Source organism: Anaerococcus groningensis (assembly GCF_046365465.1).
Lineage (GTDB): Bacteria > Bacillota > Clostridia > Tissierellales > Peptoniphilaceae > Anaerococcus > Anaerococcus groningensis.
In genome coordinates this window covers 30,147-49,978 of the sequence record NZ_JBGMEG010000005.1, presented here as the reverse complement: position 1 = coordinate 49,978, position 19,832 = coordinate 30,147, and the positions used below count along the sequence as shown (strand labels likewise).

Genomic DNA, 19,832 nt, shown 5'->3' with positions numbered 1-19,832 from the left:
AATGACAGAAAATTTATTAAAGGAAAATTTAAAAAAATATTTTGGTTATGAAAGTTTTAGGGCAGGCCAAGAAGAGATTATAAAAAATATCTTAGATGGTAAAGATGTACTAGGAGTGTTACCAACTGGCGGTGGCAAGTCTATTTGTTATCAATTGCCTGCTTTAATGATGGATGGAATTACTCTTGTCATATCGCCCTTAATATCTTTGATGAAAGATCAAGTGGATGCCTTAAACGAAAATGGAATTAGTGCAAGCTTTATTAATTCGACTTTAACCACTGATGAGTATAAGCAAACCTTAAGTGATATCAGACGCGGACATGTAAAACTACTTTATATTTCACCAGAAAGACTAGAAAATAATTTTTTTATAGAATTTATTAAGAATTTGAATATAAATTTTGTAGCAGTAGATGAAGCTCACTGTATAAGCCAATGGGGCCATGATTTTAGGCCAGCCTATAAACTTATTCCAAGTATCTATGATGTTATTGGAGAAATCCCAGTTGCAGCCTTTACGGCAACAGCAACCAAAGAAGTACGTGATGATATAATTAAGAACTTAGAACTTAAAGATCCCTTTATAAAGGTAACAGGCTTTGATAGGAAAAATCTAACCTATATTGTAGAAAAACCAAAAGATAAACTAAAATTTTTAAAAGGATATTTAAAAGACCATGATGATGAATCCGGTATCATCTATGCCTCCACTCGTAAAAAAGTGGATGAGGTTTATAAGTCGCTTAAGAAAATGGGCCTTGATGTTTGTAAGTACCATGCTGGTTTAGATGAAAGTACAAGAATTAAAAACCAAGATGACTTTATCTATGAACGCAAAAAAATAATAGTTGCTACCAATGCTTTTGGTATGGGCATTGATAAAAGCAATGTACGCTATGTTATCCACTACAATATGCCCAAGGATATGGAATCTTATTACCAGGAAGCAGGTCGTGCAGGACGAGACGGAGAAGATGCTGATTGTATTTTATTATATAACGCCCAAGATATAATTATTAACAAATTTTTGATAAATCAAACTAATAACTTTTCCTTTAAGAAATATCAGCTAGAAAAATTACAAACTATAATAAATTATGTAAATACTAGCAATTGCCTTAGAGGATTTATCCTTAGTTATTTTGGTAGTGAGGCTATGGACTATTGTGATAACTGTTCTAATTGTCTAAGTGAAGTAGATAAAACAGATGCAACCATTGATAGCCAAAAAATTTTATCCTGTATTTATAGGCTAGATCAAAGGTACGGGTCAAAAACCATAGTTGACTGTCTTAAGGGATCCCAAAATAAAAATGCGCGTGAGAAAAATTTATCTGAAGTTTCGACCTTTGGAATTATGAAAGAAAATGATGATAAATATATCAAAGACCTTATAGGAACCTTGATTGCAGATGGCTATATTAGAGTAAGTGGCGGCCAATATCCTATTTTAAAGCTTACAGAAAAATCAAAAGAAGTACTCTTTGATAATGAGAAAGTATTTGTTATTGAAAATAAAGCTGATCCGGTAAAAGAAATGGAAAAAAGCCTAAGAAATATTGACCCAACCGACTATGATGATAAGTTATTTAACCACCTTAAAAAAGTAAGGCTAGATTTATCAAAAAATCGAAATATTCCACCTTTTATTATATTTTCAGATGCTTCTTTAAAAGATATGGCAACCTTAAAACCACAAACAGAAGAAGAGTTTTTAGAAGTAAAGGGAGTAGGAGATAAAAAACTTGTCCAATATGGGGACATATTTATAGCTGAAATATCAGAATTTTTGGCATAAAAAGTAAACAAAAAATCTCACCTAAAAAGTGAGATTTTTTATTAGCTATAATAGGGTAACACCCCTATTTTCTAGAGCCATCCTATAATCATCTGGCCAGTAGGAAACCTGTACTTCACCAATGTGAGCTTTTTGTAGGAAGAACATACAAAGTCTAGATTGACCTATACCACCACCAACAGTTTGTGGTAATTCTCCATCCATTAGCATTCTGTGGTAATTATATTTTAAACGATCTAGATTGTCTGATTGTTTTAATTGTTCATTTAATCTATCTGGATTTACCCTAATACCCATAGAAGATAATTCTAACTGGTCATCTAAGATTGGATTATAAACTATTAAATCCCCATTTAATAACCAGTCATCGTAGTCTGGTGCTCTGTTATCGTGTTTTTGTCCGTTTGAAAGAGTAGTACCAATTTGCATTAAGAATATCGCCCCATATTCTTTTACTGCTAGTCTTTCTCTTTCTGTACTGTCAGCTACTTCTGGATACTTATCTAAAAGTTCTTGGCTGGTAATAAAGGTTATTTGATCTTTTAAAAGCTTATGTCTTTGAGGAATAAGACTGCAAAGATATTCATCTAGAGATTTTAATGTTCTGTAGATAACATTTACTACTCTTTTTAAATAATCTTCATTTCTCTCGCCTTCTTCCATAATAAGTTCCCAGTCCCATTGGTCTACATAAAATGAATGGGTATTATCTGGCACTTCACAACGGCGGATAGCGTTCATGTCTGTGTAAAGGCCTTCATGCATTCTAAAATTATATTTTTTAAGGGCGTAGCGTTTCCATTTGGCAAGGGAGTGAACTATTTCTAGCTCTTCGTTGTTTGCTTCTGGAACATCAAATACTACCGGACCTTCAAAACCGTTTAAGTTATCATTTAACCCTGATTCTTTTGATACAAATAGTGGGGCTGACACCCTTTTTAAATTTAAGTTATTTGCTAAGTTAATTTGAAAATAATCTTTTATTTCTTTTATTAATAATTGTGTTGTATATAAATCTGGATCTGAAGTGTACCCATCTGGTACTATAATATTGCTCATTTTTAACCTCTTTTTCTGTATAATCACTTAATGATTATAATTTTTTACTAATTGTTGTCAAGGATAACGTTTTTAACCGAATTCTTTTATTAAAATTTTTAATTTCACCAATTAAGTTAAAATATTCTCTGTAAAATTGTTATAAAATAAAAACATCATTTATTATTAAGGATGATAAGTTAGTCGGTCGTTACTATTATTTAAATATGAAGGAGAGATAATGGATAAAAATTATTCTAATTTATTTACTGTTGATGGACCTGTTAGTTTAAAGCAGTCCTTGCCTTTAGCTTTTGAGCATCTTATAGCAATGATTGCAGGTTGTATAGCACCTACTTTAATTTTTGCAGGAGCTGCAGGTCTTGATTATGGTCATTCTATATTACTAGTGCAAATGTCGCTTATAGGATCAGCACTTACTACACTTTTGATTATTTTAGCTCCAGCGCGTCTTATAGGAAATAAACTTCCTATGATTTATGGGGTAAGTTTTTCTTATGTTCCAACAATGATTGCTCTTGCCAACCAATTTGAGAGTTTAGGGTCAAAAAATATCGTGGCCATAGTTTTAGGAGCCCAACTTATTGCGGCAATTTTTTCTTTTATTTTTGGTTTTGCTCTTAAATATGTCTTACCATATTTCCCACCTCTAGTAGCCGGTACTGTTGTTTTATCAATCGGACTTTCTTTATATCCAGTTGCTCTAAATTATATGGGTGGTGGAGGAGATGTGAGTATGGCAGGATGGGGATCTTGGCAATATTGGTTTATTGCAGCGGTGACCCTACTTGCAAATATTATCTTTACCCACTTTGGTAAAGGCATGGTATCATTAGCATCTGTCCTACTTTCTATGATAGTTGGTTATGTATTAGCGTTTTTTATGGGCTATGTAGATTTATCTCCAGTGGCAGAATCTGGGTGGTTTTCTTTTGTAAGTCCAATGTATTTTGGTATCAAATTTGAACCATCAGCAGTTGCAGCCTTTATTATTATTTTCATAGTAACCTGTATTGAGGGAATAGGGGATATGAACTCTACTACTATAGGTGGTATGAATAGACCAGCTACAAGTGATGAACTTCGTGGTGGTATCATGGGCTTTTCTGTTGCAAATATACTTGGAGCTTTTATAGGAACCCTACCTACTGCAACTTTTTCACAAAATGCTGGGATAGTTTCTATTAATAAGGTAATAAATAAAAAAGTATTTATTACTTCATCTATTATGATTTTAATAGCAGGTCTTGTACCTAAATTTTCTTCTCTGTTACTAACAATTCCATATCCAGTTATAGGGGGAGCTACCATTTCAGTTTTTGCTGCTATAACAATGAATGGTATAAGAATGATAACTAGCCAACCCTTATCTATGAGAAACACTTACATAGTTGGTGTATCTGTAGCAATAGGTTTTGGTTTTACCCAAGTAGTTACTGCAGCTCATAATGCAGGAGTTACATTTATGCCAGAAAGCTTAGAAGTAGCTATAGGCTCATCTCCAGTTGTTCTTACAACCTTATTTGCATTTATAATGAACCTAGTTATCCCAGAAAAAGAAGAAGATAAAGCTTGATGTTTGAAAATTTTTAAGTGGGTATATAAGTAATGTAGTTGGAGCAAACTTTACACAAATTTTACAAAACTTTAAAATAAATTAAATAAAGCTTGTGTAGAATACTTAAGTAAAGAAATATAAGAAAACTATAAGGAGATATTTCATGACACTTAAAAATTCAAAAATTATTGCAGCAGCACTTTCACTAGGATTAGTTTTAACAGCATGTGGAAACAATGCTGAAAATAAAACTGAAGAACCAGCTGCAACAGAAACTACAGATACAGCTGAAACAACAGAAGAAGCTACAGATGATGCTACAACAGAACCAGCTGATGAAGCAAAAGAAGAAACAACAGAAGAAGCTGACACAGCTAATGCAGAAGACTATGACTTTACAGTAGTATCAAGAGAAGATGGTTCTGGTACAAGAGGAGCTTTCATAGAACTTGTTGGTCTTGAAGAAGAAGCAGCAGATGGAAGCAAAGAAGATAAAACAACTGTTGATGCAGTAGTTCAAAACTCTACAAACGGAGTTATGACAACTGTAGCACAAGACCCATCAGCTATTGGTTACATTTCTCTTGGTTCATTAAATGATACAGTAAAACCAGTTAAAGTTGAAGGTGTAGAAGCAACAGAAGAAAATATTGAATCAGGAGATTACAAAATCTCAAGACCATTTAACCTTGCATACAAAGAAGAAGGTCTAGATGAAATCTCTCAAGACTTCTTAAAATATGCTTTATCTAAACAAGCCCAAGAACTTGTAAAAGAAGAAGGATATGTACCTTTAAAAGATACTGAAGAATACACTGCAGCAGAAGGTTTAAGCGGATCTATAACAGTAGCAGGATCTACATCTGTAACTCCACTTATGGAAAAATTCAAAGAAGCTTATGAAGCTCTTAACCCAGATGTAACAATTGAAATCCAATCTAACGGATCATCAGCAGGTATTGAAGCAGTTATCGATGGTGCAGCACAAATCGCTATGGCATCAAGAGAACTTAAAGATGATGAAAAAGAGCAATTAACACCAGAAGTAATCGCAACAGACGGAATAGCTGTTATTGTTAACAAAGACAGCAAAGTTGAAGATTTAACAATCGAACAACTTAAACAAATCTTTGCAGGTGAACTTAAAAATACTGGAGAATTAAACTAAGAAAATGAAAAATACAAAGGAAAGATTTGGTGAAATCTTATTCTTTATATCAGCAGCAATGTCCGTAGTACTTATACTATTAATCATATTCTTTATCTTTAGATCAGGAATAGACTTCGTAAGTAAATACGGACTTGTTCCGTTTTTAACGGGAGAAAAATGGGCGCCTACAGCAAAACCAGCAAGCTTTGGAATCTTGCCTATGATTGTAGGCTCTCTTATTGTAACAGCCTTATCAACACTGATAGCCCTTCCTTTTGGGCTAGCAGTGTCCATATTCATGGCCTATTATGCTGATAAAAGTTATAACTTTCTAAAATCATTAATAAACTTATTGGCAGCTATCCCTTCAGTAGTATATGGTTTCTTTGCCATGGTGGTGCTTGCACCAAGAATTGGTAAAATATTCCATACTTCACAGTACAACATGCTTACAGCATCTATTTTGCTTAGCATAATGATTTTACCTACTATGGTAAATATATCAGAAAACTCTCTTCGCCAAGTACCAAAAGTATTTTATACTGGATCACTAGCACTTGGAGCTACAAAAGAGGAAACTATCCATCACGTTATGCTTCCTTACGCTAAAAGCGGTATCTTTTCTTCAATTATCCTTGCTATTGGTCGTGCTATTGGTGAAACAATGGCAGTTTATCTAGTAGTTGGTAACCAACCAAGAATGCCAGGTTCTATTTTAGATGGAGCTCGTACTTTAACAACTAATATCGTTCTAGAAATGGGCTATGCGTCTGGTATGCATAGAGAATCTCTAATTGCTACGGGTATGGTGCTATTCTTCTTTATATTAATAATCAATATTATATTTAATATTATAAGAAGTAAGAGCGAGCAAAAGTATTAATTATTGACTAGGAGTATATATGACTAAAGCTTATAAAATTTTTGTATGGCTATTTACTGTGTTGGCATATGCTTTTGGTGGAATAATTATTCTCTACATCTTATTTCAAGGTATACCAAACATATCACCATCATTATTTGAATGGCAATACACTTCAACAAACGTATCTATAATGCCGGCCTTAATTTCGACATTATTTACTATTTTATTAACATTATTAATCGCATTACCAATGGGTATTTTTACAGCTATCTACCTATCAAATTATGCTGAAAACAAGTACTTTATTAAAGCTGTAAGATTTGCTACAGAAATCTTATCATCAATTCCATCTATTGTTTATGGTTTATTTGGATATTTATTTTTTGTAACTAAAACAAATCTAGGTCTAGGTATGGGATATTCTTTAATAGCTGGATGTCTAACAGTCGCTATCATGATCCTTCCAACTATTATTAGAACTACAGAAGAAGCAATACTTACTGTTAATCCCCTTCAAGCACACGCATCTTTAGCTCTTGGTGCTACAAAAATTCAAACTATTTTTAAAGTAGTCTTACCAGAAGCCATGGATGGTATCTTAGGTGGTATATTTCTAGCAACAGGTAGGATAGTTGGAGAGTCTGCAGCATTAATTTATACTATGGGTACTCAACCTTCTATTCCAAAAACTCTTGGAAACTCAGCAAGAACTCTAGCTGTACACATGTACATGCTTTCCTCAGAAGGTTTCCATGTAAAAGAAGCTTATGCTACTGCAGTTTTACTACTGATATTTGTTATAATAATTAACTGGATATCAGGAAAAATTACTAAAACCTTAGTTAACTAAGAGGAGAAATAAATGGATAAAAAAACATTCGAGCCTTCCGATAAAAGAAAGGCTAGTTTAGATAAAAATCTAGGTAAAAGTGAGGATAATATTAAAGACGTATCTTCTACTAATACTGAGTCAGCAACAGAAAGTGGAGCTGACTACAGCCTAGACTACGAAGATAGGGATGATAGTAAACCAGTTCATACCCTTGATCAAACAAATAAATATTCTGATTTAGAAACAGCAATTCTTGTAAAAGACCTTGACTTATATTATGGAGATTTCCAAGCCCTTAAAGGAGTTAATATGGATATCAAAAAAGGTCAAGTAACTGCTTTTATAGGTCCTTCAGGCTGTGGTAAATCTACAACACTTAAATGTTTTAACAGAATGAATGACCTTGTAAAAAATTGTAGAATAGATGGGCTTATTGAGATAAAAGGTAATGACATCTATAAACCAGGTGTAGATGTAGTAAACTTACGTCGTAATGTGGGCATGGTTTTTCAAACACCAAACCCATTTTCAAAATCAGTTTATGATAACTTAACCTATGGTCCAAAACTTGATGGTATCAAAGACAAGGATGCCTTAGATGAGATTGTAGAAACATCATTAAAACAAGCGGCAATTTGGGATGAAGTAAAAGATAAGCTAGACCAAAATGCTCTATCATTTTCAGGTGGACAACAACAAAGAATTTGTATTGCAAGAACATTATCTGTAAAACCTGAGATAGTTTTAATGGATGAGCCTACTTCAGCGCTTGACCCAATATCTACAGCTTCTATTGAAGAGTTGATGGAAGATTTAAAAGAACAATACACAATTGTTATTGTAACTCACAACATGCAGCAAGCTGCTCGTATTTCAGATCAAACTGCATTTTTCTTAACAGGTGAAGTTATTGAGATGGATGATACCAAACAAATCTTTGAAGATCCAAGAGATAAGAGAACTGAAGATTATATCACAGGAAGGTTTGGTTAATATGAGAACAAGATATAGACAGGACCTAGGTTCTATCAAAAACATGAGTAACGAGCTAATGGAGCTTGTTATTCTTTGTTATGATAAAATTGATTTATTTTTAGAAAATAAAAATAATAGAAATCTAGAAGAAATAATTGAACTAAATGATGATATAAGACGTAATGCAGCTGATGTTGAAAGATTTTGTTTTGAGCTTCTTGCTCTACAACAACCAGTTGCGAAAGATTTAAGATTTTTACAAATGTCTATAAAGCTTGCTTCTACTTATAAAAGAATAGCTAGCCACCTAGCCCAAGCTTCTATGATAATGATAGAATATCCTCTAACAGATGAAGAAATTGACCTAGTAAAAAGATTTATAGCAAATCAAAAACAAATGGCTAATGATAGTATAAATAGCTTTATCAACAATGATAATGACCTAGGTCTAAAAACTATCGAAGATGATGAAGTTAACAACAAACTATTTGTAGAGGCGGTTAATTACATTGCAGATTTAAATAAAAATAATAGCATAGGTGCTATTGAGCTATCAGAAAAAGTTTTATTATATAAATATTTTGAAAGACTAGGCGATCGCTTAGCAAGAGTCGGCGATTTAGCTACGAGGCTTTAAATATGATTTATGTAGTTGAAGATGATAAGTCTATAAGAAATTTAGTAGACTATGCTTTGACTGAAAAAGGCTATCAGGTCACCAGCTTTGAAGATGGACTTGATATAGTAAATACCATAAAACAAAAGGGTGGTCAGCTTTTAATACTAGATATAATGCTGCCAGAAAAAGATGGAATAGAAATTTTAAAGGAAATAACGGAATTTTCTGATATACCAGTAATACTTCTAACAGCAAGGACAGATGAATTTGATAAGGTCCTAGGTTTAGAGTCTGGGGCAGATGATTACATTACCAAACCGTTTTCTATCTTAGAACTTATCTCAAGAGTTAAGGCAGTCCTTAGAAGATCAGTAAAAAAAGATAGTGACCACATAAATTATAAAAATATCTCTATAAATACAAAAAAAAGAACAGTAAAAGTAGATGGCAAACCAATAGATTTGACCTTTAAAGAATTTGAAATGCTTTTATTATTTATGAACAATATAGGCAATGTCATAACTCGTGAGGACTTTCTATTAAAAATATGGGGCTATGATTATGAAGGCGAAACGAGGACTGTGGATGTACACATAGCATCCCTTCGTAACAAGCTTCTTTCAGAAGGTCGCCATATAAAAACAGTTAGAAACTTAGGTTATAAGTTTGGAGAAATATGAAAAAACTTGCAGAAAAATCTGTGAAAAGGCTGGCCTATCGGATAATAGCCCTAACTTTTTTAGTTAGCAATAGTATTTCTTACAGGATAAATGACAAAGCTCAAAGTGATTTTGCAAAAAATTCTTTGAGCTTTCTTTTAATGAAGGAAGAAGATGCCGATTTTATAGATATCCTAGAAAAATTTAATAATAACCATAAAAACTTATCCCTAGTTTATTTAACTGATAAAAATGAGGTTTTATATAATCCAGATAAAATAAATACTAGTAATTTCAAAATCAAAAATTTTGAAAGTGAGAATGTTGGATCTAGCATAAAGTTTTTTAGAGCATCAGAAGACCAAGAAGTTTATGGGGCTAAGGCTAAAAATGTATTGCTAATTGCTAATAAAAACGATATATGGTTTTATATAAATATTTATTTATTGTTATTTTATATTGCTTTGGCATTTTTAATAAATATCATAGTAAATAGATATGTCGATAAAAAAGTAGATGTATATTTAAAAAAAATAAATTTTGATAATTATAGTAATATTCTAAGGGACAATAATTACGATGAAATTAGCCACTACCTTAAAGGTTATATAGATGAGATAGAAAAGGCTGGTAAGGAAAGAAATGAATTAAAAGCTAGGTTATTAGAATTTACAAATATAACTAGCAACATGAAAGAAGGTTTTATCCTTTTTGATGGAGATGGCAATGTAGAGCTTATGAATGCTTCTGCTCAAAATTATTTGGGAGTTAAAAAAGATGCTCACATTAGCAATCTAATAGATAATAAAGAATATAGTCTAGCCCTTAGAGAAGCATCTATTTTAAAACGTAGCAAGAATCTTGATATTAGAATAAATGGCTATTATTTAAGAGTATTTATAGATCCCCTAAGCACTAGTGATAAAAAAGCCTATGCTATGATTATAGTGGACAATTCTGAAGATGTCCGTGCTGAGCAAATGCGTAGGGAGTTTTCTGCAAATGTAACCCACGAACTAAAAAGCCCTCTAACATCTATAAACGGTTATGCAGAACTGATTGCAACAGGTATAGCCAAACAAGATGATGTAGTAAAATTTGCAGAAATAATTTATAAAGAAGGCAATAGGTTGCTAGAGATAATAGATGATATATTGAAAATATCTAGACTTGATGAAAATAATTTTGATAAGAACTACATAGAAGTAGATATTAATGAAGTTATTAGTGCAAGTATTGAGAAATACCAAAGACTAACTGATAATAAAAATATAACAGTAGTAAATAATGTAAAACCTTATAAAATTAAAACTTCAAAGTCATTGTTTTATGATTTAATCTCAAATATTTACGAAAATGCTATAAAATATAACAAAATAGGTGGGTCTATTGAATTTTCTTATATGGTCGAAGAAAATACTTACTTTCTAAGCATACAAGATAGCGGCATAGGTATAGCCTCTGCTGATATTAAAAGAATCTTTGAAAGATTTTATGTAGTAGATAAGTCTAGAAAAAGAAATCAAAAATCAACTGGTCTTGGTCTTTCAATTGTAAAACATATTGTAAATTACCTGGACTACGATATAAAAGTTGAGTCAAAACTAGGAGAGGGAACTAAGTTTATTATTGAAATTCCATTAGAGTTTGACCGAAAAGATAGTTTATAAGTGGTGATAATTTTTTATCATTGCTTATAAGCTTTTTCTTTGTTATAATTTATGTATAACCAATAAGGAGGTCATATGAAAGTTGTAATTTGTTCGTGTGCAAGATGCACCGCAGCAGGTAGTGAGTTTTTACTAGATTCAGTTCATGAAGTAAAAAGTGACTTACTAAAAGCTTATGCTTTCGAAAAAATAGATACAAAACCAGAAATAGACGTAGACTTTACAAACATAATGGATGATGTAGAAGATTCTGACAACAGTGTTCCATTAGCTAAAGTTGATGATACATATTATGAAAAAATTAAGCCAGAAGAGCTTATGGAAAATATATATAACCAATACCAATTTAATAATGAGGTCAAATAGATGAAAGAAACATACATAGACATATTAAACATAAGAAGAATGGCCTTTGAACATATAGCAAAAATTGCTTATGAAAACAGACCAATCACAGATATAGGCCTAGAAGTATACGACATACTACCAGGAGAAAAAGCTCAATATAGAGAAAATATTTTCTTAGATAGAGCAGTAATGGGTGAAAGACTTAGAATGGGTATCGGCCTTGATGCAAGAACAGCAGATAAAACTGATGCTATAACAGAAGGTCTTGACAAAATGGATGTAAGCCACAGAATTTACAATCCACCTTTAGTAAGCGTAATAAAAATAGCTTGCCAATCATGTCCAGAAAATAAAGTAACTGTAACAGACCAATGTATGGCGTGTATTGGGCACCCATGTGTAAATGTTTGTCCAAAAAATGCAGTTACTTTTACCAAAGATGGATCAGTAATTGACCAAGATAAGTGTATAAAGTGTGGTAAATGCGTTGAAGCTTGTCCTTACAATGCTATTAACCACCAAAAAAGACCATGTGCGGCTAGCTGTGGTGTAAATGCTATTCACTCAGATGAACTAGGCCGTGCAGAAATAGATGCTGATGCATGTGTAGCATGCGGTAAATGTATAAGTACCTGCCCATTTGGAGCAATCTCTGATAAATCTGAAATTTACCAACTAGTAAAATCTATCCAATCAGAAAAGAAAACTTATGCTATAGTTGCTCCATCATTTGTTGGACAATTTGGTCCAGATGTAAGCCCAGAACAAACTAGAGAAGCTATCAAACAATTAGGTTTTGATGAAGTTATTGAGGTAGGTTTAGGTGCTGACCTTACAACAATGAATGAAGCTCACGAATACTTAGAAAAAGTACCAACAGGCGAGTTTCCATTTATGGGAACATCTTGCTGCTTCTCATGGAAGATGATGGTAAGAAAGAAATTCCCAGATATCAATGAATACATATCAGAATCATCTACACCAATGATTTATACAGGATTGCAACTTAAAAAGAAAGATCCAAACTGCGAAATAACCTTTATAGGACCATGTATTTCTAAGAAACTAGAAGCTTTAGAGCCAGAAGTAGCAGAAATAATCGACTTTGTAATTACCTATGAAGAACTTCTAGGAATGTTCCTTGCTAAAGGCATAGAACCATCTGAAATCGAAGTAGATGATGTAATGATGGATGCTTCAGAAACAGGTAGAAATTATGCAAATGGTGGAGGAGTTGCGGAAGCAGTTGTAAGACGTGCAAAAGAAATAAGACCAGGCATAGAAGTAGATGTAGAAGCTGCAGATGGACTTGCAAACTGTGTTAAACTTGCTCAAATGGCAAAACTTGGACGTATGGATGGTAAATTAATCGAAGGTATGGCCTGCCAAGGCGGTTGCGTTGGTGGTCCAGGAGTAGTAATTGCAGATAATAAAACAGCTAAGGCTGTAAAAGCATTCTCAAAAGCATCTGACTTTAAATCTCCAGCTGATAATATCCACATTCCAGCTGAAGATAGACCAAATGATGATTTATTAAAATAAATTAAGGAAATTAATTGATGAAATTTAAATCTAAGTCACTAGTCATCCTATTATCCCTCGGGTTAATAGGATGTTCTAGTAATACAACTAATGATGAAAATAACAATAAAACAGTAGAACAAGTAGAAAAATCAGAAAAAGTAGAGGAAACTCAAACAGAAAAACCAGAAGAAAAGCAAACGGAAGTAGATGAAGATAAAAACGAAGCTACTTACCAAGGCAATCTTGCTATGCTAAAGGGTCCTACAAGTGCTGGAGCAATAAATATGGTAGACATCTCAAAAAATGAGAATTCAAGCTTTACTTTTAATCAATCAGTGGAGGGTGCTCCAGATGCAGTAATTCCACAATTAGTTTCTGGCGAAGCTGATATGGCAATTATTCCTCCAAACCTTGCATCTACTGTTTATAATAAAACTGAAGGCAAGATAAAAGTTTTAGCAATAAATAACCTTGGTGTTTTATACTTAGTTGAAAATGGTGATTTAGATATAAATTCTGTAGAAGATTTAGTAAATAGTGGAGAGACTATTTATACATCAGGCAAGGGAGCAACACCAGACCTTACTATAAATGAAGTTATAAAAAATGCTGGCTTTAGCGAAAGTGATGTAAACATAGAATATCTAGCAGAAGCTAGTGAAGTAGCTCAAAAAATGATAGCAGGAGAAGCAAAAGTTGCCCTTCTTCCAGAGCCAATGGTGACAAATGTACTATTGAAAAATGAGAATGCAAAAGTTGCCTTAGATATCAATAAACTTTATGAAGAGGCCACATCTAGCCCTCTTATTTCTGCAGTTTTAGTAGCTAGAAGTGAATACTTAGATGAAATAGATGTGCCACTTTTATTAGAAATGTATGAACAATCAATTGATGAAGCAAAGACAAATGTAGATGCTACTGCAGCCCTTCTTGGAAAATACGATATTATGCCAGAAGCAGTTGCAAAAAAAGCTTTACCAAATCTTGCTTTAAAATACATTGATGGGGATGAGATGAAAACCATGGTTGAAAGCTATCTTGACCATCTATATCAAAGCAATCCTCAATTAGTAGGAGGATCCTTACCAGCAGATGACTTCTACTACACAAAATAAATTAAGAAAAATTTTAATAGCTATAACTTGGATATTGATTTGGCAAATTATGGCTGGTCTTATAAAAGAGGAGATACTACTACCATCTCCTCTTCTTGTATTTAGAAAATTTATCTATCTGTTAGGACAAATTGATTTTTATAAGGCAATATTTGCCTCTACAAGCAAAATAATAGGTGGTTTTATATTATCTATTCTAATAGGGACAATATTTGCATATTTTGCATATAGGTCCCATTTATTTAATGAATTCATTAGCCCTCTTATTCGCATTTTTAGGTCGGTTCCCCTTGCAAGCATAGTTATATTTTTATTATTTTGGGCAAACAAAGCATATCTTTCGATCTATGTAAGTTTTATTATGGCAATGCCCTTAATTTTTCAAAATGTATTTGATGGCTTAGTTAATATCAGCAAAGATATTTTAGAAATGGCTGATATTTATCAGGTGACTGAGCAAAAGAAAATAAAATATATTTATAGGATAAAGGCAAAACCTTTTCTGTATTCTTCTATTATAAGCATATCAGGTTTGGTTTTTAAGGCGGGCATAGCAGCTGAAGTTATAGGCTTACCTCAAGATTCTATCGGTAATAATCTTTATAATGCCAAAGTATATTTAGATATGCCAAGTCTATTTGCCTGGACTTTGGCAATTTTATTGGTCTCATCACTTTTTGAGAACTTACTTAAAAAACTTTTGGGAGCAAACCATGATTGAATTTAAAAATGTATCTAAGTCCTATAATAAAAAAATCCTTAATGACTTTTCTTTTTATCTAGCTGATCTAGAAAATATGGCGATTTTTGGCAAGTCTGGTATAGGAAAAACTTCTATATTAAATTTAATCTTGGGTCTAGAAAAACCAGATACTGGAACTATTAATAAAAACTTTTCCAAAGCTTCAGTAGTATTTCAAGAAAATAGGCTAATTAATGAGATTTCAGCCTTAGATAATTTAAGGTTAATAACTGATTATGGTAATTTAGCTAAAGAAATTCTCAATAAATTTGGCATCTATGATATAGATAAAAATATTAATTTATTAAGTGGGGGCATGCAAAGAAAAGTTACCCTAGCTCGTGCTTATTTATTTGCTGGTGATATTTTAATTATGGATGAGCCTTTTACTGGGATAGATGCATCTAGTAAAAAAGAAATAGCAAATCTTTTAAATAATAAATTTAAGGGAAAATCTATAATAATAGTAAGCCACAACCCAGAAGATTTTGAGCTTTTTTCTATAAATAAAAATAAGATTATCCACTTATAGTTGTATTTACTTTTTTTTATAGATATAATAAGTAGATGAAATAATAAGAGAGGTTATTATGGGTCAAACGACATTTATGCTCATGTTTATAACCATCATCTCAAAAATCTTTGGATTTGTTAGAGAAGCGGTTATGGCAAATTATATAGGAGCGGGCGAACTAAAATCAATTTATACAACTGCAAATACTCTTCCGGTAGTTGTTGCAAACTTTGTAGCAGTTGGTATTATTTCAGGTTTTATCCCTATCTATAATAGAGCAAAAAACGAAGAAGGTGAGGCTTCTGCAGAGAAGTTTACCTCAAATATTTTTAATATCTTGATGGTATTTGCAACAATTGCTCTTATATTAGGTTTAGTTTTTGCAAAACCATTTTCAAAAGTTCTTTCTCCAGACTTAGATGGAGAGTGGCTAGATCTAGCAGCTAACTACACAAGAATAATGATGTTTGCAGTTTATGCTTACCTTTATTCTGCAGTATTTAGAGGTTATCTAAATATAAAGGGAGATTTCTTTAATCCTGCTATTACTGGGATAATTATGAATATTGTAATAATTATCTTTACAGTCCTTACAGGAAAAACTGGAAATGCCTATTTACTTATAATAGGAGCGCTTTTAGGAAATGTTCTACAATATATACTGTTCCCAAGAGCTACTAGAAAATCTGGCTACCACCATGATAGGATTATAGATTTTTCCAATAAATATGTTAGACAATTAATGGTTATAGCAATACCAGTTATAGTATCATCTGCAGCTGGTGAGATTTCTATAATAGTAGATAACTCTATGGCATCAGCATATTTTGGTAAGGCATCTATTTCCAAATTATTTTATGCAAAAACTATGCTTACTTTAATTACAGGTGTTATTACAGTTTCTGTTACGACAGCACTTTTTCCAAAAATAGCAGAGCTTGGTCAATCTGGAAAAATCAATTCTATGAAAAAGTCCATTTCTTCATCAGTTGTAACTACATTATTACTGGTAGTTCCTGCAACTATTGGAATGTCTGTACTATCTCAACCAATTATAGAGCTTGTTTTTGAAAGGAATGCTTTTACTCCAGAAGATACAATTATTGTAGCAAGTTTATTATCAAGCTATGCACCATTTGTAATTTTCCAATCAATTTCAGATGTTGTGGATAGAGGATTTTATGCAGTAGGAGATTCAAAAACACCAGTTGTAATTGTTGTATTACAACAGCTTATAAATATTATTTTTAATATGATATTAATAAACTTTTTTGGAATAAATGGATTAGCACTTTCTACTGTTATTTCAACAATTGTGGGCTCTATATTAATGATTTATAAATTTAGAGATAACTTTGGCTCTTTTAATTTTAAGACAGCTTTATTATCTATAATTAAAATCATAATTGCAACTGCCCTTATGGCGCTAACTGCTAGTGGTGTTTATAAACTAACCAGTGGCAAGATGCCACATATCCTAGCCTTATTTATAGCGATTTTACTAGCTGCTTTGGTATATGGATTTTTAATTCTAATTGCAAGAATACCAGAGGTAATGAATCTCGTAAATATAATCTACCATAAAGTATTTAGAAAAAGAAAAGCAAAAAAACATATACAAGCACCAAATCAAAAAGGTGATACTTTAGGAGAATTTAATAGGAGAAAAGATCCTAGAAGATCTGCTAGGGAAAAAAATAAGCAGTAGGTACAATGCCTGCTGCTTTTAATTTAATATTTGATTTTTCATAAAGATTGAAACAACTTTACTAAAGTTTTCTAGGTTAGTTATTCTTACAAAATCTCTGTTATAGATTAATTTTGCATTTTCCACATCATCATCTTCTCCAGTAAAGACACCTAAGACAGAAACATTATCATTTCTTAAATTTCTTATCTCAAAGGCAGTATCATCTATGGCAGTTTGCCCAGTATATTGGTCCTTATCTTTTACTTTTACTGTATTTATATTAGCTCTTTCATCATTTGGCTTTCCATCTGATAGGACTATTACTAAATGACGGACATCTTCTGTTATATCTATTAGATGGTGGAGGGTTTTAAAGGCGAGTCCATCTCTATTTGACCCTGCTGCAAAAAAGTTATATACTTCGGTGTTTTTATTTTTTTCATTATAATCACGAAAAACATTAAAAACTGTGTGATCACGAAGCGTTGAAAAGCTAGTAACTCTAATAGGAATTCCCACTTCATCCATGGCTTTTGCTATGATATAAGCTTGGTTGGCAACTATATGTTGGCGTTCTATTTGGCTAGCTGATGCATCTAAAATTAAATCAACCTTAAATTTAGTTACTTCATCATTTTCTTGGTTTAAAAATACATCATAATCATGGATTACAGGCGCTCTCCATACCTTTGCAGAGTCGATTACTCCATAGTTTTTGGTAACATCTACATAGTCTTCAAAGGTAGCCAATGAATTTTTAATGGCTAATGATAGCTCATTTATATTTCTATGATTTATAGCAAAATTACTTTCTATATACTTTTTGTTTCTTTCATATTGCTCACGTCTATTTTCTTTGTAGAATCTAGCATTTGGTTTGTGGGTATATTCACCCTTGGTAAAGTAAAGTTTTTTATTGCTATGAATACCAGTAGCTACCTCTTTTTCAATTTTTTCTATCTGGCCTAAAGGTAGGATAGGTTTGCCAAAAAAATCTTCTATAAATTCACTGGAAGAATGGTAATCATCTTGAGAGGAATTCATAAACATCAAATTTTTGTTTAAATCTTCTTTTCTATCTTCATAATAGATAAGACCGGTAAATTCTGCTGCCCCAATCCCAAATTGCTCGTCTATATTTTCATCGCTATATTCTGTTGGGCTATCATCATCTTCTGATTTAAACTCTTGGGGCTTATTCTCTTCAACCATTTTTTCAAATAGTTCTTCTTCTTCCTTGGCCCTTTCAAAATTAAAATAAGTTTTAAAAACATCGTTTAATTCATCGACTAAGACATTAGTATCTGTAGTATTTATTTTAAATATTGCTTCATAAATAGACCTAAATACCGGTCCTTCTACTATGGGTTTATTTAAAACCTTGCCATAGTAGGCTTTTTCCATTTGCTCAATCAAATTATCAGGTTCGTGGTAGCGATATCTAGTTAATTTTTTTCTAGCATATTCTTTTTGTAAATCATCTATAACTAAGTTTTCTTTGCTAAGCTTTTTAAAAGATATTTCTTCTATCAAAAGATTTGTTATAAACTTAAACTCTTCATAAAAAGGATTTTCGCTTCTCAAATAAGCAAAAAATGAGTTTAAGATCTTTGTGTCAAAGGTCTTGTAGGTAAATCCATAGATGATATTTTTATAAACTTCATTCATGGGGTAGGACTTAGCTGGTGTAAATCTATAATTGTCTGCAAAATCCCAAATAATATTATATTCTCGAATTTTATCAAGAGACTCAGTCATTAAAAACGCTCTCCTGGATAACTGGTGGCACCTTTGTTTTTATAGTATCTATTACAATTTGTCTTTCAAATTCATCAAAGGATTTGTTGGCAATACCCATTAAAATTGCTTCGTATGGATTTAGTCCTACTTCCATAGTTTCGATAGAAGAAATAAGCCCACGTAAGTCTACAGATTTTGTAGAAATTTCGTTATTTTCACTCTTAAATTGTAGAGAAATGAACATATCTAAAAAGGCATCTCTATATTTATCTTTTAGTTTTGGGAAAGTATCTTTTAATAATTGGTCTAAGTTTTGACGGGTAATATTTGGCATATTTATAATCATAAATCTAGACGCTAGGGCTTCGTTTACTTCACGAGTACCCACATAACCGTAGTTCATGGTTGCTATAAATCTTGTATTTGGATCTAGGTTTATCTTTTCATAACCTGGGAGGTCAATTATTCTTCTGTGGTCAAGAGTTGCGTGTAAAACGGAAATTGCCTCATTTTTTGCCATATTTATCTCATCTAAAACTGCAAAACCACCTTGGGTTGCTGCTTCATAGATAGGTCCTCTTCTAAAAGAAACTTCTCCATCTTTAAAGGTATCAGCACCGATTAGTGAATTAAAATCAGTATTTATATGAAAGGAGACATTCCAAGATGGTCTAGCAAATAAATAAGATAGGTTTGAAGCAAGCACGTTTTTACCTGTAGCTTTTGCACCAGTTAGCAAAATATTTTTGCCAGCTAGAATTGCAGAAATAGCTTGTTCTAAAACTTCCTTTCCATAATAGTTAAATTCTGGTTTTGTCACACGTGGATCATCAAATAATCCATTTTTTTCTCTATATATTTCAACTTCTTTTATAAGATTTTTATCAACATTTTGTTTTTCTAAATATTCAATCATTTTTACTCCTTTTAACCATAATACTATACAATTTAATTGCAAAAATTCACTTGAC

At 32.2% G+C, this 19,832-nt stretch carries 18 protein-coding genes; 15 read left to right on the top strand and 3 right to left on the bottom strand.

Annotated features, from left to right (window positions below):
* The first annotated feature begins 1 nt into the window (after window position 1).
* Complete coding sequence (gene recQ, locus AB9Q04_RS04145) at window positions 2-1,801, top strand: DNA helicase RecQ (protein ID WP_410024114.1); 1,800 nt, start codon at window positions 2-4, stop codon at window positions 1,799-1,801.
* A gap of 45 nt (window positions 1,802-1,846) precedes the next feature.
* Here recQ and asnA read toward each other — a convergent pair whose 3' ends face one another.
* A complete protein-coding gene (asnA, locus tag AB9Q04_RS04140) occupies window positions 1,847-2,860 on the bottom strand; it encodes an aspartate--ammonia ligase (RefSeq protein WP_410024113.1) in 1,014 nt (337 codons plus the stop codon).
* Between the two features lie 220 nt (window positions 2,861-3,080).
* Here asnA and AB9Q04_RS04135 point away from each other — a divergent pair, with 220 nt between their 5' ends.
* The 14 genes from AB9Q04_RS04135 (at window position 3,081) to murJ (ending at window position 17,139) form a co-directional block, all read left to right on the top strand.
* Window positions 3,081-4,436: a uracil-xanthine permease family protein gene (locus tag AB9Q04_RS04135; RefSeq protein WP_410024112.1), complete on the top strand. Its 1,356-nt coding sequence runs from the start codon at window positions 3,081-3,083 to the stop codon at window positions 4,434-4,436.
* Window positions 4,437-4,581: 145 nt separating this feature from the next.
* Window positions 4,582-5,586 (top strand): substrate-binding domain-containing protein, encoded by a 1,005-nt coding sequence (locus tag AB9Q04_RS04130; protein WP_410024111.1) that lies wholly within the window; start codon window positions 4,582-4,584, stop codon window positions 5,584-5,586.
* A 4-nt stretch (window positions 5,587-5,590) separates the two neighbouring features.
* Window positions 5,591-6,451: a phosphate ABC transporter permease subunit PstC gene (gene pstC / locus AB9Q04_RS04125; protein ID WP_410024110.1), complete on the top strand. Its 861-nt coding sequence runs from the start codon at window positions 5,591-5,593 to the stop codon at window positions 6,449-6,451.
* Window positions 6,452-6,470: 19 nt separating this feature from the next.
* Window positions 6,471-7,283, top strand: coding sequence for a phosphate ABC transporter permease PstA (pstA, locus tag AB9Q04_RS04120; RefSeq protein ID WP_410024109.1), 813 nt, complete (start codon window positions 6,471-6,473; stop codon window positions 7,281-7,283).
* A gap of 231 nt (window positions 7,284-7,514) precedes the next feature.
* Window positions 7,515-8,258, top strand: coding sequence for a phosphate ABC transporter ATP-binding protein PstB (pstB, locus tag AB9Q04_RS04115; RefSeq protein WP_410024160.1), 744 nt, complete (start codon window positions 7,515-7,517; stop codon window positions 8,256-8,258).
* 1 nt (window position 8,259) lies between these two features.
* Entirely contained in the window at window positions 8,260-8,877 is a 618-nt protein-coding gene (locus tag AB9Q04_RS04110; RefSeq protein ID WP_410024108.1) for a phosphate signaling complex PhoU family protein, read from the top strand.
* 2 nt (window positions 8,878-8,879) lie between these two features.
* Window positions 8,880-9,539 carry a response regulator transcription factor gene (locus AB9Q04_RS04105; RefSeq protein ID WP_410024107.1) on the top strand — a complete coding sequence of 220 codons (660 nt, stop codon included), beginning with the start codon at window positions 8,880-8,882 and terminating at the stop codon, window positions 9,537-9,539.
* Window positions 9,536-11,188: a sensor histidine kinase gene (locus AB9Q04_RS04100; RefSeq protein ID WP_410024106.1), complete on the top strand. Its 1,653-nt coding sequence runs from the start codon at window positions 9,536-9,538 to the stop codon at window positions 11,186-11,188. The genes AB9Q04_RS04105 and AB9Q04_RS04100 overlap by 4 nt, the downstream gene beginning before the upstream one ends.
* A 75-nt stretch (window positions 11,189-11,263) precedes the next feature.
* Window positions 11,264-11,554, top strand: coding sequence for a hypothetical protein (locus AB9Q04_RS04095; protein ID WP_410024105.1), 291 nt, complete (start codon window positions 11,264-11,266; stop codon window positions 11,552-11,554).
* Window positions 11,555-13,078, top strand: a complete 1,524-nt coding sequence (locus tag AB9Q04_RS04090) for a 4Fe-4S dicluster domain-containing protein (RefSeq protein ID WP_410024104.1) — start codon at window positions 11,555-11,557, stop codon at window positions 13,076-13,078. It abuts the gene before it with no gap.
* A gap of 17 nt (window positions 13,079-13,095) precedes the next feature.
* Window positions 13,096-14,175, top strand: a complete 1,080-nt coding sequence (locus tag AB9Q04_RS04085) for an ABC transporter substrate-binding protein (protein WP_410024103.1) — start codon at window positions 13,096-13,098, stop codon at window positions 14,173-14,175.
* Complete coding sequence (locus AB9Q04_RS04080) at window positions 14,153-14,896, top strand: ABC transporter permease (protein WP_410024102.1); 744 nt, start codon at window positions 14,153-14,155, stop codon at window positions 14,894-14,896. The genes AB9Q04_RS04085 and AB9Q04_RS04080 overlap by 23 nt, the downstream gene beginning before the upstream one ends.
* Window positions 14,889-15,449 (top strand): ATP-binding cassette domain-containing protein, encoded by a 561-nt coding sequence (locus AB9Q04_RS04075; RefSeq protein ID WP_410024101.1) that lies wholly within the window; start codon window positions 14,889-14,891, stop codon window positions 15,447-15,449. The genes AB9Q04_RS04080 and AB9Q04_RS04075 overlap by 8 nt, the downstream gene beginning before the upstream one ends.
* Before the next feature lie 58 nt (window positions 15,450-15,507).
* Complete coding sequence (gene murJ / locus AB9Q04_RS04070; RefSeq protein WP_410024100.1) at window positions 15,508-17,139, top strand: murein biosynthesis integral membrane protein MurJ; 1,632 nt, start codon at window positions 15,508-15,510, stop codon at window positions 17,137-17,139.
* An 18-nt stretch (window positions 17,140-17,157) separates the two neighbouring features.
* Here murJ and AB9Q04_RS04065 read toward each other — a convergent pair whose 3' ends face one another.
* On the bottom strand, window positions 17,158-18,879 hold the full coding sequence (locus tag AB9Q04_RS04065; protein WP_410024099.1) for a vWA domain-containing protein: 1,722 nt from the start codon (window positions 18,877-18,879) through the stop codon (window positions 17,158-17,160).
* A complete protein-coding gene (locus tag AB9Q04_RS04060; protein ID WP_394020005.1) occupies window positions 18,872-19,777 on the bottom strand; it encodes an AAA family ATPase in 906 nt (301 codons plus the stop codon). The genes AB9Q04_RS04065 and AB9Q04_RS04060 overlap by 8 nt, the downstream gene beginning before the upstream one ends.
* Window positions 19,778-19,832: the final 55 nt, after the last annotated feature.